Annotated in this window: 21 protein-coding genes; 6 read left to right on the plus strand and 15 right to left on the minus strand. The window is 75.0% G+C overall.

The features are described 5' to 3' along the window. Nucleotides 1-71 precede the first annotated feature (71 nt). From V6U88_RS21740 to V6U88_RS21755, 4 genes are all read right to left on the minus strand, one after another. Nucleotides 72-965: a septum formation family protein gene (locus V6U88_RS21740; protein WP_334455656.1), complete on the minus strand. Its 894-nt coding sequence runs from the start codon at nt 963-965 to the stop codon at nt 72-74. Between the two features lie 89 nt (nt 966-1,054). Beyond that, complete coding sequence (gene panD, locus V6U88_RS21745) at nt 1,055-1,480, minus strand: aspartate 1-decarboxylase (RefSeq protein ID WP_179802157.1); 426 nt, start codon at nt 1,478-1,480, stop codon at nt 1,055-1,057. A gap of 35 nt (nt 1,481-1,515) precedes the next feature. Beyond that, a complete protein-coding gene (panC, locus tag V6U88_RS21750; RefSeq protein WP_334455657.1) occupies nt 1,516-2,364 on the minus strand; it encodes a pantoate--beta-alanine ligase in 849 nt (282 codons plus the stop codon). Nucleotides 2,365-2,419: 55 nt separating this feature from the next. Next, nucleotides 2,420-3,397 (minus strand): Rossmann-like and DUF2520 domain-containing protein, encoded by a 978-nt coding sequence (locus V6U88_RS21755; RefSeq protein WP_334455658.1) that lies wholly within the window; start codon nt 3,395-3,397, stop codon nt 2,420-2,422. A gap of 204 nt (nt 3,398-3,601) precedes the next feature. On the opposite strand from V6U88_RS21755, the gene V6U88_RS21760 reads away from it, so the two are divergent. Further along, nucleotides 3,602-4,603, plus strand: a complete 1,002-nt coding sequence (locus V6U88_RS21760) for an SAM-dependent methyltransferase (RefSeq protein WP_334455749.1) — start codon at nt 3,602-3,604, stop codon at nt 4,601-4,603. Then, a complete protein-coding gene (locus tag V6U88_RS21765; RefSeq protein WP_334455659.1) occupies nt 4,600-5,769 on the plus strand; it encodes an NADH-quinone oxidoreductase subunit D in 1,170 nt (389 codons plus the stop codon). The genes V6U88_RS21760 and V6U88_RS21765 overlap by 4 nt, the downstream gene beginning before the upstream one ends. A gap of 21 nt (nt 5,770-5,790) precedes the next feature. Here V6U88_RS21765 and V6U88_RS21770 read toward each other — a convergent pair whose 3' ends face one another. From V6U88_RS21770 to V6U88_RS21785, 4 genes are all read right to left on the minus strand, one after another. Next, complete coding sequence (locus tag V6U88_RS21770) at nt 5,791-7,278, minus strand: hypothetical protein (RefSeq protein WP_334455660.1); 1,488 nt, start codon at nt 7,276-7,278, stop codon at nt 5,791-5,793. Between the two features lie 118 nt (nt 7,279-7,396). Further along, the gene (locus V6U88_RS21775; protein WP_334455661.1) at nt 7,397-8,401 is read right to left on the minus strand and encodes a glycine betaine ABC transporter substrate-binding protein; all 1,005 of its coding nucleotides are present in this window, start codon (nt 8,399-8,401) and stop codon (nt 7,397-7,399) included. A 157-nt stretch (nt 8,402-8,558) separates the two neighbouring features. Continuing rightward, nucleotides 8,559-9,308: an ABC transporter permease gene (locus tag V6U88_RS21780; protein WP_334455662.1), complete on the minus strand. Its 750-nt coding sequence runs from the start codon at nt 9,306-9,308 to the stop codon at nt 8,559-8,561. Next, nucleotides 9,305-9,991, minus strand: coding sequence for an ABC transporter permease (locus V6U88_RS21785; RefSeq protein ID WP_334455663.1), 687 nt, complete (start codon nt 9,989-9,991; stop codon nt 9,305-9,307). Before V6U88_RS21785 ends, V6U88_RS21780 begins: the two co-directional genes overlap by 4 nt. Before the next feature lie 2 nt (nt 9,992-9,993). Here V6U88_RS21785 and V6U88_RS21790 point away from each other — a divergent pair, with 2 nt between their 5' ends. Further along, nucleotides 9,994-10,992, plus strand: a complete 999-nt coding sequence (locus V6U88_RS21790; RefSeq protein ID WP_334455664.1) for an ABC transporter ATP-binding protein — start codon at nt 9,994-9,996, stop codon at nt 10,990-10,992. 73 nt (nt 10,993-11,065) lie between these two features. On the opposite strand, the gene V6U88_RS21795 is transcribed toward V6U88_RS21790, so the two are convergent. From V6U88_RS21795 to folP, 7 genes are all read right to left on the minus strand, one after another. After that, complete coding sequence (locus V6U88_RS21795; protein WP_334455665.1) at nt 11,066-11,566, minus strand: hypothetical protein; 501 nt, start codon at nt 11,564-11,566, stop codon at nt 11,066-11,068. 62 nt (nt 11,567-11,628) lie between these two features. After that, nucleotides 11,629-11,934: a hypothetical protein gene (locus V6U88_RS21800; RefSeq protein WP_334455666.1), complete on the minus strand. Its 306-nt coding sequence runs from the start codon at nt 11,932-11,934 to the stop codon at nt 11,629-11,631. A gap of 86 nt (nt 11,935-12,020) precedes the next feature. Next, complete coding sequence (locus V6U88_RS21805) at nt 12,021-13,241, minus strand: ABC transporter permease (RefSeq protein ID WP_334455667.1); 1,221 nt, start codon at nt 13,239-13,241, stop codon at nt 12,021-12,023. Nucleotides 13,242-13,341: 100 nt separating this feature from the next. Continuing rightward, a complete protein-coding gene (locus V6U88_RS21810; protein ID WP_334455668.1) occupies nt 13,342-13,878 on the minus strand; it encodes a DUF3180 domain-containing protein in 537 nt (178 codons plus the stop codon). A 19-nt stretch (nt 13,879-13,897) separates the two neighbouring features. Then, nucleotides 13,898-14,425, minus strand: a complete 528-nt coding sequence (gene folK / locus V6U88_RS21815; RefSeq protein WP_334455669.1) for a 2-amino-4-hydroxy-6-hydroxymethyldihydropteridine diphosphokinase — start codon at nt 14,423-14,425, stop codon at nt 13,898-13,900. After that, a complete protein-coding gene (folB, locus tag V6U88_RS21820) occupies nt 14,422-14,781 on the minus strand; it encodes a dihydroneopterin aldolase (protein ID WP_334455670.1) in 360 nt (119 codons plus the stop codon). Before folB ends, folK begins: the two co-directional genes overlap by 4 nt. A gap of 109 nt (nt 14,782-14,890) precedes the next feature. Next, nucleotides 14,891-15,829: a dihydropteroate synthase gene (gene folP / locus V6U88_RS21825; protein ID WP_334455671.1), complete on the minus strand. Its 939-nt coding sequence runs from the start codon at nt 15,827-15,829 to the stop codon at nt 14,891-14,893. A 333-nt stretch (nt 15,830-16,162) separates the two neighbouring features. On the opposite strand from folP, the gene V6U88_RS21830 reads away from it, so the two are divergent. The 3 genes from V6U88_RS21830 to V6U88_RS21840 are packed head-to-tail and all read left to right on the plus strand — an operon-like array spanning nt 16,163 to nt 20,406. Continuing rightward, nucleotides 16,163-16,477 carry a hypothetical protein gene (locus tag V6U88_RS21830; protein WP_334455672.1) on the plus strand — a complete coding sequence of 105 codons (315 nt, stop codon included), beginning with the start codon at nt 16,163-16,165 and terminating at the stop codon, nt 16,475-16,477. 13 nt (nt 16,478-16,490) lie between these two features. Beyond that, nucleotides 16,491-16,853, plus strand: coding sequence for a hypothetical protein (locus V6U88_RS21835; protein WP_067302246.1), 363 nt, complete (start codon nt 16,491-16,493; stop codon nt 16,851-16,853). 49 nt (nt 16,854-16,902) lie between these two features. Then, on the plus strand, nt 16,903-20,406 hold the full coding sequence (locus V6U88_RS21840; protein WP_334455673.1) for an ATP-binding protein: 3,504 nt from the start codon (nt 16,903-16,905) through the stop codon (nt 20,404-20,406).

Consider the following 20,406-nt stretch of genomic DNA (forward strand, 5'->3'; position numbering starts at 1 on the left):
CAGTCAACCCGAAGGGCCCTCGTCCCGGGCGGCGGGGGCACGACGAGTGGTATGGGCTACGGCGTCCCGAGCTACTTCGTCCGGACGGGCAGCCCGGCCGGACCGGCGCCCTTCAGCGACCTGGTCACCGTCCGGTCGCTGAGCCAGAGGTGGCAGCGGACGCCCCGGTCGCCGGCCCGCCAGCGGCCGGCGCCCGGCGGTCGGACCACCACGCCGCTGCGGAAGCGCAGGTCGGCGTCGTCCGGCACGCCGACGTACCGGGCCAGGACGCTGCGGCAGCCCGCGTAGAGCGGCAGCCAGTCGGCGTCCCGGGTCGGGTACGGGCGGTCCGGCGCCTTCCACACGCCGACGAACTCGGCGTCGTGCGCGGTGCCGCACTCGGCCGGGAGCAGCACCTGCACGCCCCGGGCGGGACCGGTGCGGGTGCGCTGGCAGCCCAGGCGCAGCGGCGACGGGCCCTTCAACGCGTCGCGCAGGCTGCCGGTGCGGGTCACCACGGCGGCCGCCGCCTCGACGGTGGTCAGTTCGCTGAGGTCGCAGCGGTACCAGCGGGAGCCGGCCGCCCAGCCCGGCCCGGTGGGCAGCGCAACGGCCAGCCGCAGCCGCCCGGCGCGCCAGTCGTCGCCGACGTACCCGGTGGCCTTGGCGTCGCACTCGGCGAAGGCGCCGCGCAGGTCGGGCGAACCGGTGGCCGGCGGGTCCGCCCGGCCGGCCGGGAAGGCCCCCACGTGCACGGTCTCCACCCGGTGCGGCACGGCGCAGTCCACCGGCGCGTACGCCTCCAGCGCCACGGTGTCGGTGAAGTCGCCGGCCTGGCACCCGGCCTCGGGAGTGAACGGCCCGGGAGCCGCCAGGGGGGCCCAGTCGTCGGTCAGGTCACCGTCGAACCCGCCGGTGCCGGCGCACCCGGCCAGCAGGGCCCCCGCGACCAACGCGGCGACCAGGGTCGTCATCGCACGGCGCATCGCGGCCTCCCCCAGCCGACGACCGTCGATTCCGACGGCCCGCTCAGGGTAACCAACAATGACCTTCCGGTGACAGACCGGAAGTGCGTTCAGCCCACCACGGCCAGCGGGCTCGGGGTGGGGTCACCGGCGGTGCCGGGGGCCACGGCGGCCGGGTCGGCGCCGAGGTCGACGACCTTGTTGTCGGCGTCGACGTGCACCACCCGGGGCCGGTAGGAGCGCGCCTCGGCGTCGTCCATCTGACCGTACGAGATGAGGATGACCAGGTCGCCGGGGTGCACCAGGTGCGCCGCCGCACCGTTGATGCCGATCACCCCGCTGCCGCGCTCGCCCGGGATGACGTACGTCTCCAGCCGGGCACCGTTGGTCACGTCCACGATCGCCACCTGCTCGCCGGGGAGCAGGTCGGCCGCGTCGAGCAGATCCTGGTCCACGGTCACCGAGCCGACGTAGTGCAGGTCCGCCTGGGTCACCGTGGCCCGGTGGATCTTCGACTTGAGCATGGTCCGGAACATCGGGGTGCCTTTCCGCAGGTGTGGTGGTGGGGTGGTCAGGCGCCGGGCGCGAGTCGGATCGCCATGTTGTCGATCAGGCGGGTGTCGCCCACCCAGGCCGCGACCAGCAGCCGGGCCGGGCCGGACACCGGACCGGGCTCCAGGTCCGGGTCGGTGAGCACCAGGTAGTCCAGGCGGGCGCCCGCCCCCACCGCGGCGAACGCCCGGTGCGCGGCGGCCAGCACGGCCCCGGCGTCGTGGCCCTGCTCGGCGGCGGTGGCGCCGGCCCGCAGCGCGGCCGACAGGCTCAGCGCGGTCCGCCGCTGGTCCGGGGTCAGATAGCGGTTACGGCTGGACAGGGCCAGTCCGTCCGGTTCGCGGACGGTCGGCACGCCGACCACCTCCACCGGGACGTCTAGGTCCCGGGCCATCCGCCGGACCAGGGTGAGCTGCTGGTAGTCCTTCTCGCCGAAGAAGGCGAGATCGGGGCGGGTGAGCTGGAGCAGCTTCATGACCACGGTCAGCACCCCGTGGAAGAAGCCGGGCCGGCTCTGCCCCTCCAGGTCCTCGCCGAGCTGCCCCGGGTTCACCCGGACCGCCGGCTGCCCGTCCGGGTACATGTCCGACACCGAGGGCGCGAACACCACATCGGCGCCCGCCCGGCGGCAGATCTCCAGGTCGGCGTCGAGGGTGCGCGGGTAGCGGTCGAAGTCCTCGTTCGGGCCGAACTGCAGCGGGTTGACGAAGATCGTCACCAGCACGTGGTCGGCCCGCTCCCGGGCCGCCCGCAGCAGCGTCTCGTGCCCCGAGTGCAGGGCGCCCATGGTCATCACCACGCCCACGGTGCCCTTGAGGCCGTCCCGCGCCTTCGCCAGCTCGGCACGGGTGTGCACCAGCTCCGTCACTGCTCCACCTCGGTTCGCGACTGCGGGGCCCGCAAGATCGACTCACTCCTCGCGCTCACGCTGCCACCTCCCGATGGATCCCGGCCAGCACGTCGAGCAGCGATTCCGCGTCCACCGGCCGCAGCCGGCCGGCGGCGATCGCCCGGTCCGCGCTCCGTCGTGCCAACGCCAGGTAGGGGGCGACGGATTCCGGGGCGGTCTCCGCCAGCCGGGCCAGGTGCCGGCGCACCGTGCCGGCGTCGCCCCGGGACACCGGGCCGGTCAGCGCGTCGTCGCCGAGCCGCAGCGCGTTCTCCAGGGCCGCCCGCAGCAGCGGGGCCAGCACCTTCTCGGGCTGGGCCACCCCGGCGTCGCGCAGCCGGTCGGCCGCCTCGTTGACCAGGGTCACCAGGTGGTTCGCGCCGTGCGCCAGCGCCGCGTGGTATAGCAACCGGTCCGTCTCGCCGACCCACTCCGGCACCCCGCCCAGGTCAGCGACGAGCCGGGCGGCGAGCGGGCGCAGCTCCGCCGGGGCGGTCACCCCGTACGAGATGCCGGCCAACCGGCCGAGGTCGTCCGGCGTACCGGTGAAGGTCATCGCCGGGTGCAGCGCCAGCGGGCGGGCGCCGACGGCGGCGGCCGGGGCGAGCACGGCCAGGCCGTGCGCGCCGGAGGTGTGCGCGACCACCTGGCCGGGGCGCAGCGCCCCGGTCTCGGCGAGCCCGGCGACCACGCCGGCCAGCGCGTCGTCCGGGACGGCGATCAGCAGCAGGTCGGTGGCGGCCCGGGCGACCGAGGTGGCCGAGCGGTTGCGGGCGCCGGGCAGCAGCAGCGCGATCCGGGCCTTCGCGGCCCCGGAGACACCGGAGGCGGCCACCACCCGGTGGCCGGCGGCGACGAGCGCCGCGCCCAGCACGGCACCGACCCGGCCGGCGCCGATGACACCGACGGTCAGGGTGCGGGGGAAGACGAGCGGGGCGCCGGCAGGGGCGCCGCCCGCGGATACGGCGGCCTCACGCGGGGCGGCCGGACGCGGGCGCAGCGGTGCGCTCATGGCAACGATCCAGTCCTGAAGGGGGTACCGGTCGACCGCAAGTATGCGCTGGGGTTACGGAGCCTGAACAAGGATGTGTGAAAACCTTCACCGGCCGGTGGGGCGGCGGCCGGCACCAGCGGCACGACCGCCCGGGCGGGGATGAACAGCCGTCGCAGACCGGCTGACCGTAGGGTCGGCACGGTGACGCACCCTGAACGCGGAATGACCTCGATGCGCTGGCGGGACGCGATGGAGGCCGCCCTCTACGGCCCGGCGGGCTTCTTCGTCGCCGGCGCCGGACCCGCCGCCCACTTCCGCACCAGCGTGCACGCCTCCGGCATCCTCGCCACCGCCCTGTCCCGCCTGGTCGAGCAGACCGACGCCGCCCTGGACCGGCCCGACCGGCTGGACGTGGTGGACGTGGGCGCCGGCCGGGGCGAGCTGCTGCGCGCCCTCGCCGCGCTCACCGCCGGTACGCCCACCGCCCGCCGGCTCCACCTGACCGCCGTCGAACGCGCCCCCCGACCGGGGGACCTGCCGGGCGGGATCGCCTGGGTGGACGAGGTCCCCGCCGGGGTCACCGGGCTGCTGGTCGCCACCGAGTGGCTGGACAACGTCCCGCTCGACGTCGCGGTGCCCGACGGGGACGGCTGGCGGTACCTGCTGGTCGACCCGGCGACCGGTGAGGAGTCGGTGGGCGACCCGGTCGACGCCGCCGACCTCGCCTGGCTGGAGCGCTGGTGGTCCGTCCCGGCGGACACCACGCGGGCGGAGATCGGTCGGACCCGGGACGACGCCTGGGCCGATGCGGTCGGAAAGGTCGACCGGGGTCTCGCGGTCACCGTCGACTACGGACACCTGCGGGAGCAACGGCCGGCGGGCGGGACGCTGACCGGGTACCGCGCCGGTCGGCAGGTGCCCCCGGTGCCCGACGGCTCCCGCGACGTCACCGCGCACGTCGCCGTGGACTCCGTCGCCGCCGCCGGTGCGCGGGTCGCGCGGTGCGCGTACACGCTCAGGTCGCAGCGGGAGGCGCTGCGGGCGCTCGGGGCCGACGGCGGCCGACCGCCACTGAGCCAGGCCTCCCGCGACCCGGCCGGCTACCTGCGGGCGCTGGCCGCCGCCTCGGCGGTGGCCGAGCTGACCGACCCGGTCGGCCTCGGCGGGCACTGGTGGCTGCGGCAACCGGTCGGCGTCGACCCGGCGGCGTTCATGGCACGATGACGGACATGACCACGGACGCCGGCGACCTCCGCGAGCTGACCGTCGGCACCGGCGCGGGCGGCGAGCAGCTCGGCGCCGACATGGTGCTCAACATCGGCCCGCAGCACCCGTCGACGCACGGGGTGCTCCGGCTCCGGCTGGTGCTCGACGGCGAACGGGTCGTCGCGGCCGAGCCGATCGTCGGCTACATGCACCGAGGCGCGGAGAAGCTCTTCGAGGTCCGCGACTACCGGCAGATCATCGTGCTGGCCAACCGGCACGACTGGCTGTCGGCGTTCTCCAACGAGCTGGGCGTGGTGCTCGCCGTCGAGCGGCTGATGGGCATGGAGGTGCCCGAGCGGGCCACCTGGCTGCGGATGGCCCTCGCCGAGCTGAACCGGGTGCTCAACCACCTGATGTTCCTCGGCTCGTACCCGCTGGAGATCGGCGCGATCACCCCGGTCTTCTACGCGTTCCGCGAGCGGGAGACCCTCCAGGCGGTGATGGAGGAGGTCTCCGGCGGCCGGATCCACTACATGTTCAACCGGGTCGGCGGCCTCAAGGAGGAGGTGCCCGCCGGCTGGACCGGCCGGGCCCGCGCCGCGATCGGCGAGGTCCGCCGCCGGATGCCCGACCTGGACCGGCTCATCCGGCGCAACGAGATCTTCCTGGCCCGCACCGTCGGGGTGGGCGTGCTCTCCGCCGCCGACGCCGCCGCCTTCGGCGCGTCCGGGCCCGTCGCCCGCGCCAGCGGCCTCGACCTCGACCTGCGCCGCGACGATCCCTACCTGGCCTACGACGAGTTGGACGTGCCGGTGGTCACCCGCACCGCCGGGGACTGCCACGCCCGCTTCGAGGTGCTGCTCGACCAGGTGTACGCCTCGCTCGACCTCGCCGAGCAGTGCCTGGACCGGGTCGACCGGCTGACCGGGCCGGTGAACACGCGACTGCCCAAGGTGGTCAAGGCCCCCGAGGGGCACACCTACGCCTGGACCGAGAACCCGCTCGGCATCAACGGCTACTACCTGGTGTCCCGGGGCGAGAAGACCCCGTGGCGGCTCAAGCTGCGCACCGCGTCGTACGCGAACGTGCAGGCGCTGGCCAGCCTGCTCCCCGGCGCCCTGGTGCCGGACCTGATCGCCATCCTCGGCTCGATGTTCTTCGTGGTCGGTGACATCGACAAGTGACCGGCGGCTGACCGGGGCGGATCAGCGCCAGCGGCCACCGGCGCGCGGCGAGTCGTCCTGCGGCGGGTGGCCGTACCGCTGCTCACCGCCCCACTGCTGACGGGCGCGCGGCTCCGGCTCGGCCGACCGCCACGAGTCGACCGGCTCCCGCTGGGCGGGCGGCCGCCACTGCTCGGCCGGCCGTTCGCCCCACGACTGCTCGGCGGGCTGCTGGCCCCGCGCCGGCCCGCGCCACTCGTGCGGCACCGGCACCCCGCCGGCCGGCAACGCGGGATGCTCCTCCGGCTCGACCCAACCGCCGCCGCCCCACTGCTCGGCGGGCCGGCGGGGCTCGTCGTGGCGGACCGACGCCCACCGGTCCTGCACGCGGAACTCGGCGCCGTCGGCGTGCAGCTCCGCCCGGCGCTCACCGACCCGGACCTCGCGGCCCCGCCCGTCGTCGCGGACCTCGGCCCAACGGTCGCCGGCCCGCACCCCGGACCAGCTCTCCTCCGCCGGGTACGACCCGCCCGCCCGGGACTGGTCGGCGCGGTCGTCGGCGGCACCCGGCCAGGACCGCTCCTCCGGCTGGCCGCCGGACCAGGGCCGCTCCTCGCGCTGACCGCCCGACCAGGGCCGCTCCTCCCGCTGGCCGCCCGCGCGCTCGTCGCGCTGGCCCGGCCAGCCCCGCTCCGGCTCGGCCCGCTCCGACCAGGAGTTCTCCGCCTCCGCGCCGCCCCAGGACGACTCCTCCGGGGCCGGGGACCAGCGGCCGGCGTACCCGGCATAGGCGTTGCCCACCGCCGGGTCCGCCCCGTCGACCACGGTGTGCCGGGTGGTCACGTGCACGGTCTCGGTGTGCCGCACCACCGGCCGGCCGCTCGGCTCCGCCGCTGCCGCGCCCCGCGCCTCGCGGGCCGCGCCGTACACGCCGGCCTGGCCGGCGGCGGGACGCTCCGCGCCGTACCGGCGGCCGGCCGGCTCCTCGTCGTCCCGGTCGGTGGCCGCGCGCCCCCAGGATGCCGGGGCCTCCTCCGGCGCGGCGGCCCGCCGGCGCCCGCCGGACGGGTGGTCGTGCGCCTCCGGGGCGGGCACCCGCGCCCGGCCGGCGCCGGCGGGCTCCTCGGCGACCGCCCCGGTGATGCCGGCGGCCGCGGCGATACCGGCCGCCGCCGCGTCCAACCGGCGGCGCAGCGCGGTCATCTGGTCCTCTACCCGCTGGGACTGATCGAGCGCCTGGTTGCCGCGCTGGGCGGCGGCCACGATCTCGGCCCGCAGTTCCCGGCGCAGCTGCTCCAGCTCGTCGAGGAACTCCTCGCCACGCGGCTGGCCGCCGTCGGCGCGCAGCGCGATCGACAGACCGATCAGGACCACGGCCATGATGGCCAGTACGGCGGCGAACCGGAGCGGACCGTTGCCGTCGGCGATCAGCAGGATCAGCGCCGCGATGGGCGCGATCGCCACACCGATCCAGAACAGGACGGTCAGCAGCTGGGGGTTGTACTTTTCGGGCGCGACCGGGGCGGGCATGGCTGTGGAGCCTACCGAGAGATGCCCTGCGTGGGAACGGTCCCGAGGACCGGATCGCGACGTCGAAAAGGGTACGGCCGGGCGCGGCCGGCGGCGTGCCGCCGCGCCCGGACCGTGGTCAGCTGGTGGCGAGCGCGCCGTCGGAGGAGAGGACCAGACCGACGCTGGCGGTGCCGGTCTTCAGCGCGTTCTTGGTCTGCGGACCACCGGCGTCCAGCGAGCTGAACGAGCCGGCCTTGAAGTTGTAGACCTGCACCAGACCGGCCTGGCACTTCGGCCGCTGCGGGCACTCCGGCGGGCCGGCCAGCACGGTCGCCGAGCCGGAGCACTTGGCCGCCAGGTCGGAGATCGTCGTGAGGCCGTGCTTGTCGGCGAACGCCTTGGTGACGGCGAAGGCGTTCTGGTCCTGGGCGGCGGCGGGCGCGCCGAAGGTGATGCCCACCTTGTCCCCGGCGGCCTTCAGCGCGGTGACGGTCTTGTCCAGTTCCGGCGAGGAGACCGGGGCGGCGTTCTGGCCGTTGGCCTTGGTGTTGAGGAACTCGGCCATGGTCGCCGCGTACTCCGGGACGACCTGGATCTCGCCCTTCTCCAGGGCCGGCTCGTAGAGCTCGCGGTTGCCGATCTGCTGCACCTTGACCTCGTAGCCGGCCGCGGTGAGGGCGATCTTGTACAGCTCGGCCAGGGTCTGGCTCTCGCTGAAGTTGCCGGCGCCGACCACGATCTGCCCGCCGGGGCCCTTGGCGAGCCCGGTGGTGAGGTTGTTGGCCGAGGCGAACTCCTCGGCGGCGGCCTTCGGGGTCTTGCGGTCGACGTCGACCGCCTTGTTGAGCGCGATCAGCTTCGGCGTGTCCAGCGCCGCGGAGACCTTGTCCAACGCGGCGAGCAGCTGCGGGTTGGCCGCGTCGGCGTTGACCGCCGGGATGATGTTGTCGGTGTTCTGGAGCTTCCTGTCGTCCGCCAGGACGACCAGCTGGTCCCCGGCGACCGGGGCGCACCCGGCCCCGCTCGCGCCCTGCTCGGGTGCGTCCGTGCCGGAGGACCCCTCGTCCCCGCAGCCGGTGAGCAGACTCGCCATGGTGAGCGCGCCGATCGCGCCGACCGCCAGTCGTGTCCGTACGCGCATGATCGCGCCCGCCTTCCGTGTCCCGGCGCGACCCGAGGTGGGCCGGCCGCGTGTCCGACGGGCGATCCGATCGGCCGCCCGCGCCTCCAGCCAATATCCTCCGAGCCCGACCGACAAATTTCGGGCGTGGTTCGTCACCGGATCGTCACCGGTGCGCTCAATTTCCGGTGACCGCGGCAGCCGCCCGCCGGGCTGCCCGGCGCCGTGCCCGGCGCAACGGGCGCGGGGTGACGACCCGCTCGACCAGCGCCAACACCCCTTCCACCAGCAGCGCCAACCCGGCCACCAGCACACCGCCGGCGATGATCTGCCCGCCGCCGGCCGCGATGTCCAGCCCGAAGCCGGCCCGGATGATCTGGCCGAGCCCGCCTCCGTTGACGAACGAGGCGAGCGCCGCGGTGGCGACCACCTGCACCGCGGCGGTCCGGAATCCGGCCGCCAGGTACGGCACCGACAGCGGCAGCTCCACCCGGCGCAGCACCTGGCCCCCGGACAGCCCCATCCCCCGGGCCGCGTCCCGGGCCTCCGGGTCGGCCTGCCGCACCCCCGTGTACGCGTTGGCCAGCAGCGGCGGCACCGCGAAGACGGCCAGGGCCGCCACCACGGCCGGCCGGCCGAAGCCGAGGAAGGTCAGCGGCAGGATGGTCAGCAGCGCCAGGGTAGGGATCGCCAGCGTGACGTTGGAGATCAGCAGGACCAGGCCGCCGCCCCGGCCGGTGTGCCCGAGCCAGAGCCCGATCGGCCAGGCCACCAGGCAGCCCAGCAGCACCGCGGCGGCGGAGATGCTCAGGTGCTCACCGAGCCGGTCCAGGATGCCGCCGGGGTTGGTCCAGTTCAGCGGGTCGTTGAGCCAGACCACCGCCTGCTCGACGGGATTGGTGTCCGCCCTGGCGTCCGCGCCGGTCATCCGGTCCGCCCGCGCAGCCACGGCGTGAGCAACCGGCCCACCCCGGCGAGGATCAGGTCCAGCACCAGCGCGAGCAGGACGCAGAGCAGCGTCCCGGTCATGATCTGGGCCTTGTAGAAGTTGTTCTGGAAGCCGGCGAAGATGAGCTGCCCCAGCCCGCCGCGCCCGACCACCACCCCGACCGTGACCAGGGCGACCGTCGAGACGGTGGCGAGCCGCACCCCGGTGAGGATGCCGGGCAGGGCCAGCGGCAGGTCGATGCGGAACAGCCGCGCCCAGCGGCCGTACCCCATGCCCTCGGCCGCGTCGCGGACCTCGGGAGGCACCTGGTTCAGCCCGGCCACCGCGTTTCGCACGATCACCAGCAGCGCGTACAGCACCACCACGGTGAGCACGGTGATCGCGCCGATGCCCAGGTAGGGGGCGATGAAGGCGAAGAGTGCCAGCGACGGGACGGTGTACAGCACGCCGGTGAGCGCCAGGATCGGGCCGGCGAGGGACCGGAACCAGTACGCCGCCACCGCCAGCGGCAGGGCCACCAGGGCGGCGATCAGCACGGCCCGGGCGGTCAGCGAGGCGTGTTCGCGCAGCGCGGCGAGGATCGTGTCAGAGTTGTCCCGCACGTACTGCCAGGAGAACCACGGGTTACCCGGGTCAGCCCGGTAACTGAGGTGGAGGGACACACGTGGACGTTACCCCGGGCACCACCGGCGACGCGGGACACAGCGCGGCCTCGATCACGCTGGACGGCATCCGCAAGCGCTACCCGGACGGCACCGAGGCGGTACGCGAGCTGAGCCTGGAGGTGAAGGCCGGCGAGCTGGTGGTGCTGATCGGCCCGTCGGGGTGCGGCAAGTCCACCGTGCTGCGGATGGTCAACCGGCTGATCGAGCCGACCGGTGGCCGCATCCTGCTCGGCGACGAGGACATCACCCGGGTCGACCCGGTGAAGCTGCGCCGGCGCATCGGCTACGTGATCCAGAACGTCGGGCTCTTCCCGCACCAGACGGTGCACACCAACGTGGGCACGGTGCCCCGGCTGCTCGGCTGGCCGAAGGAGCGGATCCGCCGCCGCGCCGACGAACTGCTGGAGCTGGTCGGGCTGGACCCCGCGCAGTTCGGGCGCCGCTACCCGCACGAGCTCTCCGGCGGGCAGCGGCAACGGGTCGGGGTGGCCCGGGCACTCGCCGCCGACCCGGTGGTGCTGCTGATGGACGAGCCGTTCTCGGCGGTCGACCCGATCGTCCGGACCCGGTTGCAGGAGGAGTTCCTCCGGCTCCAGGCCGAGGTCCGCAAGACCATCGTGCTGGTCACCCACGACCTGGACGAGGCGGTCCGGCTCGGCGACCGGATCGCGGTGCTCTCCCAGGGGGGCCGGCTGGAGCAGTACGACCCGCCGGCCGCCCTGCTCGGCGCCCCCGCCTCGCCGTTCGTCCGCGAGTTCGTCGGCGCCGACCGGGGCATCCGCCGGCTGGCCGTCACCCCGCTCACCCGGGACGCGCTCGCCCCGCTGGCCGGCGTGACCGCCGACCTGCCGGCGGTGCCCCTCGGCGGCTCCGCGTACGACGCGCTGGCGACCATGCTGACGACGGGCTCCGAGGCGGTCGTGGTGACCGCCGACGGCGAACCGGTCGGCGCGCTGAGCCGGACCCGGGTGCTCGAACTCGGCCAGGCCGGGGTCTGAGAAGGCCGCGCCGGCCGGAGGTCGTCGGGGCGGACGACCTGGCCGGTCCGGTGTCAGCTTCGGCGGGCGGTGGTCAGGCCCGACCGCCGAGGCTGGCGGTGCCGATGATCCAGCCGGCGAAGAAGCCGTAGGTCGCGCCCGTGCCGGTGGTCTGGAAGTCGGCGAGCAGCGGCCCGTCCGAGGTCAGCAGCGCCGCCAGCAGGGTCGCGGTCGCGGCGGCGAGGACGTACGCGGCCCAGCCGGAGAGGAACTGGCTGACCGATCCCTGCACCCGGGCCACCTGCGAGGTGGGCAGCAGGTAGAGGAAGGTCGCGGCGAACACCAGCAGCAGGATGGCCCGCAGGTCGGTGGCGAGCACGCTGTGCTCCCCGCCGGCGGCCTCCAGCCGCCAGGCCGGCCAGGCGAGCAGCCGCAGGAACCAGCCACCGGCGGAGTTCGGGTCGGTGTGCGCCTCGGCCCAGTCGACGTACCACGGGCTACCGCCCACCCCGACCAGGATGAGCGCGGCCAGGGTGCCGGTGCCGGCGGCGGTGCCGTACCCGCTGACGGTCCGGGGGCGGTTGGTGAGGGCCATGCGGCGGGAAGTTCCCGACCCACCCCGGCGGGCAAACCTGCCCCACCCGGCGATCCGACCGGTCAGTGCTTCACCAGGTAGTCGATGAACGCCGCCCGCAGCAGCGGCTCCGCCTCCTCGTAGCCGTGGCCGGTCAGCTCCCGCCACAGTGCCGAGGCCTCGTCGATGATCGGGCCGATCGAGTTCGGCGCCCCGTCCAACACTGCGGCCTCGTCGGCGTTCGGCAGGTGCCGCAGCACCGACCAGAAGAAGCCCACATCACGGCGCTCCCGAGCCAGCGCGAAGGCCCGCTCCCGCAGCTCCTCGGTGGAGAGCGCGTCGAGCTCGTCGAAGGTGCGGCCGGTACCGGCGGAAGGAGTCTCGCTCATGCTCGCGAGCCTAACCGCCGAGATCACCTACGGCCCGTCATCCCAGCGGCGCGGCCGCACCGGTCGTCGTCGGACGCGGCACGGTCTCAGCGGGCGTCGTCGTCCCAGCGGCGCGGCCCGGTCTCCCAGCGGGGAGCCTCCCACGGGTCCGGTGGGGTTCCGGTCGACTGGGCCGGCAGCGCGGGCGGCCAGTTGTCGACGCTGCTCGACCGGGGCAGCGACCAACCGGAGCTGATCATGCCGTCGCCGGCGGGCGTCACCTCGGCCGGTTCGCCGGCCGCCCCGCGCGGTCGCCCGCACGCCTCGACCAGCCGGGTCACCACCAGCCCGGCGCCCAGCGCCGCGCCGCCGACCGTCCATCGGGAGACCGTCCAGCCGTGCGCGGTGGCCCAGGTCAGGAAGACCACCACCACGCCCACCGCGAGCAGGGTGCCGAAGATGCCGCCCCGCCGCCCGTACGCGCTGGTGCCGGCGAGCATCGCCACGCCGACCGCCAGCACCGTCCAGTCCAGCCCCGGCACCGGTGCGACCGGGCCGGTGCCGTTGGCGGCCAGCAGCACCCCGGCCAGCATGGCGAGCACGGTCGAGCCGACCAGCGCCACGGCGGTGACCAGGGCCGCCAGCACGCCCCGGCGGCGGGCCGGGTCGACCACCGGCCGGAACCGGCCGATCACCCGCCGGACCGCCCGGATGGCGCCGAAGAGCCCGCCCAGCGCGGCGACGGCCGCGAACCCGGCGAAGAGGTAGTAGGCGGTGCGGCGCGGGTCGTAGTCGGCCTGCACCGCGACCGGGGTGGTGCGCCGCTCGATGTAGACGATCACGCCTGCGGCGGCGGCGAGGCTGGCCGCCCAGCCGGGCACGTGCAGCACCACCACGGCCAGGGCCAGAGCCAGGCCACCGGCGGCGGCGACCACCAGGGCCGGGGTGAGCGCCGCCGTGACACCCCGGTCACCCTGCTCGGCGAAGTGCAGCGCGGCGGCGACCGCGACCGGACCGACCGCCAGATTCACCGCCGCGGTGCGCAGGCTCAGCCCGGCGGCGAGGGCGAGCAGTCCGAGCGCGACCACGTCGACCAGGAGGGTGCGCAGGCCGTCGCCGCGCAGCGTGTCGGCGTCCTCGCGGCGGAGCAGGACAACCAGGGCGACCAGGCCGACCAGGAGGACCGTCTCCCACACCAGGTGCACGGCGACCCGGTCCCGGCCCGGCTCACCGTGCGCGGGATCGTCGAAGACGTTCTCCAGCACGGCGGCGGGCACCCCCGGCGTGGGCTCCACGGACCCGGCCCGGCCTGGTTCGTCGTACGCCATGCCGCGCGCCTCCCACGTGCCCGGCCGTCCCCGTCGACGGCCGTCTGCTCCGGTCGCCAGGGACGGTACCTGCGCGCGCGGCCGGGCGTAACCCCCCTGATCAGCGGCGGGGCTGGGGGCCCTGCCGCTCGCCGGGCTCGCGGTCCTCGTCGTCCTCCTGCGCGGGAACCCGGCAGGCGCGTTCGAGCCAGAGCGCGGCGACGGTCAGGGCCAGCGCGGCGAGCAACCCGGCACCGGCCGCCGGACGGTCGTCCATGGCGGCGTTGGTGTCCTCGAGGAAGAGCCACGCGGTCAGCCCCGCGTAGAAGCCCGTGAAGATCGCCCCGGCCAGCGAGGACGCCTTGGCCAGCACCACGAACCGGGCGACCAGCAGCGGGTTCACCGGGTCCCGGCCGGGCCGGCGCTCGATCCGGCTGCGGGTGTTGGCCGCCGCGTACGCCTCCAGCACCGCGAGCGTGCCCAGCGTGACCACCGGCAGCCAGGGCAGGTCCGGCGCGACGTCGTAGTAGAAGGTGCTGATCAGCAGCACGGCCACCGCTGCGGCGGCCAGGGCGGCGACGACCAGGGTGGAGATCCGGGTGGGGCCCATCCGGAAGCGGTCGGGTTCGCTCCCGCGCGGGGGCTGCGCCTGGGTCATGCCGGCCGGCTCCACTCGGTCATGGGGTCGACTCTAACGCCAGATCGGGCCGGGGGCTCAGTTCCAGCGCGTCACCGGCCAGCGGCTCGGCGTTGAGCAGGTCGGCCAGCCAGCCGTGCCCGGGCAGCCGACCGTGCGGTTCGATGTCGATCCACGGCCGCAGCACGAACGCCCGCAGGTGGGCCCGGGGATGCGGCAGGGTCAGCTCGGGGTCGTCGCTGAGCACCGGCTCGCCGGCGGCGTCCCAGACGGCGACGACGTCCACGTCCAGGGTGCGCGGCCCGAACCGGCGCTCCGGGTCGCGGACCCGGCCCGCCGCCCGCTCGGCGGCCTGGGCCCGGTCCAGCCAGTCGCGGGGGGTCGCCGCCGGGTCCGCGACCATCACCGCCGCGTTGAGGTACGCCGGCTGCTCGGCGTCCCCCCACGGTGGAGTCTCGTAGACGCCGGAGACCACCAGGACCGCGTCGCCGAGCGCCGCGACGGCCCCCCGCAGGTGGGCGAGGCGGTCGCCGAGGTTGCTGCCGAGGGAGAGCACGGCCCGGGTCATCGGGTACGCCGCATCGTCACGGCCACGTCGGCGAAGGTGTGCGGGATCGGCGCCTCGGGCTTGTGGACGGTGACGGTGGCGGCGGCGACCAGCGGCTCGGCCAGGCAGACCGCGAGCAACCGGTCGGCGAGCGTCTCGATCAGCGCGACCGGTTCGCCGGTGATCACCGCGACCAGCTTCTCGGCCAGCTCGCCGTAGTGCACCGTGTCGGTCACCTCGTCGGAGCGGGCGGCCGGGCCCAGGTCGAGTTCGAGCACCGCGTCGACGACGAACTCCTGCCCCTGGGCGCGTTCGAAGTCGTACACGCCGTGCCGGCCGCGCGCCCGCAGGCCGGTCAACTCGATCCGGTCGGTCATCCTGCTCCCTCGTCCCGGCCGGCGCGCCCGGCCGTCCCCACGCCGGACGCGGTCACCGCGTCCGCTCGCTCTCGTACCGCCGGCGTGCCCGGCGACACCTCGGACGCGCTCACCGCGCCCGCTCGCTCTCCCGCCCGCCGCCGGCCGCAGGCGCGCCGACACCGCCGGGATCCCCGGTGTGGAGGCCGGAGCGGTCGGCGGCGGGCTCGGCGGCCAGGCGCGGGCGGCCGGTGGCCTGCCAGACGGCGAGCGCGTCGGCGGTGCCGCGCACGTCGTGCACGCGTATCCCCCAGGCGCCGGCGGCGACGGCGAGCAGACTGGTGGCGACGGTGGCCGCCTCCCGGCCATCGGTGGGCCGCGGCTCGCCGTCCGCGTCGGCCAGCAACCGGCCGAGGTACGACTTGCGGCTCGCCCCGAACAGCAGCGGGAAGCCGAGCGCGACCAGCTCGGGCAGGCGGGCGCTGAGTTCCCAGTTGTGCGCGGCGGTCTTGGCGAAGCCGAGGCCGGGGTCGACGATGATCCGGTCGGCGGCCACCCCGGCGGCCAGCGCCTCGTCGACCCGCTGGCCCAGCTCGGCGCGCACGTCGGCGACCACGTCGGTGTAGCTGGCCAGCTCGCGCATCCCGCGTGAGTGGCCGCGCCAGTGCATCAGCACCCAGGGGCAGCCGGCGTCGCGCACCACCCGGGCCATGTCCGGGTCGGCGAGCCCGCCGGAGACGTCGTTGACCACGGCCGCCCCGGCCGCCAGGGCCGCCTCGGCCACCGAGGCCCGGCTGGTGTCGATGCTGACCGCGACGCCGGCCGCGACGAGTTCCCGGATCACCGGCAGGACCCGGGCCGCCTCGGTCGCGGCGTCGACCCGGTCGGCGCCCGGCCGGGTGGACTCGCCACCGACGTCGACCAGCGCGGCGCCCTGGGCGCGCAGCCGCGTTCCGTGCGCGACCGCGGCGTCGAGGTCGGCGTACCGGCCGCCGTCGGAGAAGGAGTCGGGCGTGACGTTGAGGACGCCCATCACCACCGGGGCCTGGGCCCGTACCAGATCGGTCACGACTAGACGGTACCGGTCGGGCAGGCCCCGCCCGGCGACCCCCTGACATGCGGATTGGAACAGGTGTACGATCGGACGTCCGGGTCGAATCGGGCCGACTCTTCGCGGGTTGTCGCAAAGGGGGGCGGCCCGTACGCTGTGGAATTGCCCAGCATCGAGATGGCGAAGCCTGGAGGGAGGGCCGAAGCGGGAAGAATCCCCCCAAAGCTCGCCACTCTCCGTGGTGGGTAACGAACGTAGCGTCGCCGACGCTGCGCCGAGTGAGCACATTTCCCGCCAGGCTTGCCTACTGCACCGCCGCGGCACCGCCGGCCGCGACATGGGGAGGTTCCAGTGATCGCCTTCGAGCTCATGCAGACGGCGACGTCCGGCGTCGCGCAGGCCCTGCACACCCTGGCGACGGCACCGCTCGCCGAAGCGGCTCCGAAGGGCATCGACACCAACGGCGTCGTCACCTTCTTCGCCAGCAAGATCGCGCCCATCCTGCTCGCCGTGCTCGGCGTCATCTTCATCGGCCGCGCCAGCCGGGGTGAGATCTCCAAGGTGCTCACCAGCTCCGCCATCGCGATCGTCGGCCTGGCCTTCATCGCCGGGGCGGCCACACTCTTCTTCGTCGGTGACTACCTGATCGACCTGATCTTCGAATAGGCCCGGGCGAGACATGCGGCTGCGCACCGACGACGACATCTACCGGGCCCGCCTGGTCTACCTCGGGCCGCCCGGCTACACCCTTCCCGTCCACCTGCCGTACGCCCAGTACGGCCTGTTCATGCTGCTCGTACCCCTCTACATGTTCATCCACTGGTTGTTCACGCTGCAGGTCGAGCTCTTCCCCGCCTGGGAGATCGCGCTCGCCATCGTGAGCACCTCGTTCATCTTCCGGTACGTCGACCCGGACCGGCCGGCACGGATGGTCATCCGCACCGCCCTGACCGACTGGCGACGCACCCGGGAGCCGGCCGCCGAACTGCGGGACCCCCGCCTGGTCGGCAGCCGGATCAGGATCCGGGAGGAACTGGCATGACCGGGCGTACGTCGATCGGGCAGTTGAACCACGCGGGTGAGGCGGTCGCATGAGTCGCTCTTCCACGCCGGGTTTCCCGGCCGGACGGCACAGCGCCCCGCACGGTAACCGTGCGCGGTCGCTCGACTACCCGGAGGAGGAGGCCCGGGACGAGCAGCCGTACGACCCGGCCCTGGTGACCAGCCCCGGGCACGGTGGCGTCGGCGTCTTCCAGGCCCCCCGGCCTGCGAACGGCCGAGGCGTACCGCCGGTCGAGCCGGGCCCGCCGATGCTGGTCGGCGACGGCACCGACATCGACTCCCCGTTCCTCGACCTCTTCGGCGGCCCGGCCGCGCCGCCGCGCCCCGGACCGCCGCCCCCGGTCTCGGCCCCGCGCCACGGCGGCCGGGAGCACCCGCCGATCCCGCACCAGCCGGCGGCCCCGCCCGCGGCGGCCGCACCGGTGCCCGCCATCGAGTCGCCGGCGCCCCCGGCGATCGAGGCCCCGCCGGCCGCCGACCGGCCGACGCGTGGCCGCGTCCCGCACCAGCCCGGTGACCGCCTGCCCGTGCTCCGTCCGCCGGCCGAGGCCGAGACGGTCCCGGACCGACCGGCGCAGCCGCCCGCCCCGCGCTCACCGCGCGCGGGGGACGCCGAGGCACGCACCGCGCGCGAGGCCGCAGAGCGGGGCCGACGGGAGGCCGTCGAACGGGCCCGGCGGGACAGCGTCGAGCGCGCCCGCCGGGAGACCGTCGAACCGGTCCGTCCCGAGCCGGCCGAGCCGGAGTGGCCCGAGCCGGACGAGCTGCCCCGGTCGGTGCCGGCCGGGTCGTCGCGGCGCGGGGTCGGGGAGCCGACCCGCCACGCGGTGGCCGAACCGGGCCGACGCGGGCTGGCCGAGCCCGGGCCGCACGAGCCGGCGGAGCGGGCGTCCCGGGAGCTGGCGCCGCCGCGCCAGCGTGCGGCCAGCCGGCGCACGCCCGCCAAGCCCGTCCGGGTACGCCCTCCGAAGATCAAGTTCGGCGACCGGGACCCGTCGATCGAGCTGGCGATCACCGAGATCGCCGGTCACCTGACCTTCACCCCCAACACCGTCACCGCCTGGTACTGGCTGCCCGAGGTGCGCTGGGCGTTCCGGCCCGACGCCGAACGGGAGGCGCTGCTCTCGGCGATCTCCGAGCAGTACGCCGGCCTGGCCGGGTTCCGGCTGCATCTGCGCCGCACCACCCGCCCGTTCCCGGCCGACGAGTGGGCCCGCACCATCGACACGCACACCGCCGCGCCGCTGCCCGACGTCCCCGGCACACCCGGCTGGGCCGACCACCTGGTCGCCGCCCAGCGGCACCTGATGTCGGTCAACCACGCCGAGGGGCAGACCTACCTCGGGGTCACCTTCGCCCGGCGCTCGCTCGGCGACTCGCTCACCGAACGGGTGCTGCGCGCCTTCGGCCGGGGCACCGCCGACGGCGAGCGCCGCAAGCTGGGCCGCACCGTCGAGCAGTTCGACGAGGTGCTGGGCGCGTTCGGCATGCGCGGTCGCCGGGTGACCGCGCAGGAGCTGGAATGGCTGCTCTACCGCTCGGTCGCGCTCTGCATGGCGCCGCCGGGCACGCTCTCGCCGGTGACCAACGGCCGGTGGGAGCGGGGCGACCTGCTCGCCCTCACCGAGCAGGTCGAGCGCTACCGCACCCCGTACGGCTCGACGGTCAAGCTGGTCAACCGGATGACCGGCGAGGAGCGGCACGTCGCCGTGCTCGCGGTCGGCCGGATGGAGCCGCTGGAGATTCCCGAGCGGCACGAGCCGTGGCTGCACTTCCACGAGCGGCTGCCCTGGCCGATGGAGATCTCCACCCGGGTCGACATCCTCGGCTCCGGTGACTCCTTCCGTAACCTGGAGCACCGGCTGCGGATGATCCGCTCGCAGCAGCTCGACTACGCCGAGCACGGCATCGACGCCCCGCCCGAGCTGGAACGACTGGCCAAGCGGGCGCTGGTGATCGGCGACGAGATGACCACCGGCCTGCCGGTGGACTCCGCCCGCGCGCACGGCTGGCACCGGATCGCCGTCGGCGGCCGGACCCGGGAGGAGTGCCTGGAACGGGCCCGCCGGCTCATCCAGCTCTACTCCCGCGAGCTGCGCATCTCGCTGCAGCACCCGAAGAACCAGGACTGGCTGGCCCGCGAGTTCATCCCCGGCGAGCCGATCGCCAACACCGGATACGTCCGCCGGATGCCGGTCAACCTGCTCGCCGCCGCGCTGCCGCAGGCCGCCTCCACGGTCGGCGACCGCCGGGGCGACCTGATCGGGCGTACCGCCGGCACCTGCCGCCGGCCGGTCTTCCTCGACCTGCACTTCCCGATGGAGGTCCGGGAACGCTCCGGCCTGGCGGTCTTCGTCGCCGAGCCGGGCGGTGGCAAGTCGACCCTGCTCGGCGCCCTGGGCTACCTGGCCGCCCGGCGCGGGGTGCAGGTGACCCTGCTGGACCCGTCCGGCCCGCTGGCCCGGCTCTGCGCGATGCCGGAGCTGCGGCCGTACTCCCGGGTGCTCAACCTGACCGGGTCGGAGCACGGGACGCTGGCGCCGTACTCGCTCATCCCCACCCCGCTGCGCAGTGAGTTCGGCAGCGGCGCGGCCGGCGACCGGGAGTTCGCGATCGCGGTCTCCAACGCCCGCGCCGAGCGCCGGATGCTGGTGCAGGACATCTGCATGATGCTGGTGCCGCCGCAGGTGGCCCGCGAGGCGTCCACCGCGACCCTGTTCCGGCACGCCGTACGCCAGGTGCCGGCGGAGGAGACCTCCACTCTGGACGACGTCGTCGCCTGCCTGCAGGGGATGGACGACGACGCCGGCCGGGAGCTGGCCAACCTGCTGCTCGACACCGCCGAGATGCCGCTGGCGATGCTCTTCTTCGGCCGCCCGTCGGAGGGGCTGCTCGGTGCCGACGCGGCGCTCACCGTGATCACCATGGCCGGCCTGCGGCTTCCCGACCTCAAGATCGAGCGGGAGTACTGGTCCGCCGAGGAGGCGCTGGCGCTGCCGATGCTGCACACCGCGCACCGCCTCGCCGTGCGCCGCTGCTACGGCGGGTCGATGTCGTCGCGCAAGCTGGTCGGCCTGGACGAGGCGCACTTCATGGAGGGCTGGCGCTCCGGCCGGTCGTTCCTGGTCCGGCTCGCCCGGGACTCCCGCAAGTGGAACCTCGCCGCCCTGGTCGCCTCGCAGAACCCGAAGGACATCCTCGGCCTGGACGTGCAGAACCTCGTCTCCACCGTCTTCGTCGGGCGGATCGCCGAGGACGCCGAGATCGCCTCCGAGGCGCTGCGGCTGCTCCGGGTGCCGGTCGACGACGGGTACGAGGCCACCCTCGCCTCGCTCTCCGCCGTCGACGCCACCTCGGCCGACCGGCTCGGCTTCCGCGAGTTCGTCATGCGCGACGTGGACGGCCGGGTGCAGAAGGTCCGGGTCGACGTGTCGTACGTCGAGGGGCTGCTGCAGCACCTCGACACCACCCCCGCCGCGGTCGCCCAGGTGGCCGGGCAACTGCCGACCGTCCTGGCTGACCTGGAGGCGTGA

The sequence above is a fragment of the Micromonospora sp. CPCC 205739 genome, assembly GCF_036906795.1.
GTDB lineage: Bacteria > Actinomycetota > Actinomycetes > Mycobacteriales > Micromonosporaceae > Micromonospora.

Bases quoted from the DNA above. Each gene is read 5' to 3' on its own strand.
- V6U88_RS21740 (WP_334455656.1), bottom strand. From the start codon at position 965: ATGCGCCGTGCGATGACGACCCTGGTCGCCGCGTTGGTCGCGGGGGCC.
- panD (WP_179802157.1), bottom strand. From the start codon at position 1,480: ATGTTCCGGACCATGCTCAAGTCGAAGATCCACCGGGCCACGGTGACC.
- V6U88_RS21755 (WP_334455658.1), bottom strand. From the start codon at position 3,397: ATGAGCGCACCGCTGCGCCCGCGTCCGGCCGCCCCGCGTGAGGCCGCC.
- V6U88_RS21760 (WP_334455749.1), top strand. From the start codon at position 3,602: ATGACCTCGATGCGCTGGCGGGACGCGATGGAGGCCGCCCTCTACGGC.
- V6U88_RS21765 (WP_334455659.1), top strand. From the start codon at position 4,600: ATGACGGACATGACCACGGACGCCGGCGACCTCCGCGAGCTGACCGTC.
- V6U88_RS21770 (WP_334455660.1), bottom strand. From the start codon at position 7,278: ATGCCCGCCCCGGTCGCGCCCGAAAAGTACAACCCCCAGCTGCTGACC.
- V6U88_RS21775 (WP_334455661.1), bottom strand. From the start codon at position 8,401: ATGCGCGTACGGACACGACTGGCGGTCGGCGCGATCGGCGCGCTCACC.
- V6U88_RS21780 (WP_334455662.1), bottom strand. From the start codon at position 9,308: ATGACCGGCGCGGACGCCAGGGCGGACACCAATCCCGTCGAGCAGGCG.
- V6U88_RS21795 (WP_334455665.1), bottom strand. From the start codon at position 11,566: ATGGCCCTCACCAACCGCCCCCGGACCGTCAGCGGGTACGGCACCGCC.
- V6U88_RS21800 (WP_334455666.1), bottom strand. From the start codon at position 11,934: ATGAGCGAGACTCCTTCCGCCGGTACCGGCCGCACCTTCGACGAGCTC.
- V6U88_RS21805 (WP_334455667.1), bottom strand. From the start codon at position 13,241: ATGGCGTACGACGAACCAGGCCGGGCCGGGTCCGTGGAGCCCACGCCG.
- V6U88_RS21810 (WP_334455668.1), bottom strand. From the start codon at position 13,878: ATGACCCAGGCGCAGCCCCCGCGCGGGAGCGAACCCGACCGCTTCCGG.
- folK (WP_334455669.1), bottom strand. From the start codon at position 14,425: ATGACCCGGGCCGTGCTCTCCCTCGGCAGCAACCTCGGCGACCGCCTC.
- folB (WP_334455670.1), bottom strand. From the start codon at position 14,781: ATGACCGACCGGATCGAGTTGACCGGCCTGCGGGCGCGCGGCCGGCAC.
- V6U88_RS21835 (WP_067302246.1), top strand. From the start codon at position 16,491: ATGCGGCTGCGCACCGACGACGACATCTACCGGGCCCGCCTGGTCTAC.
- V6U88_RS21840 (WP_334455673.1), top strand. From the start codon at position 16,903: ATGAGTCGCTCTTCCACGCCGGGTTTCCCGGCCGGACGGCACAGCGCC.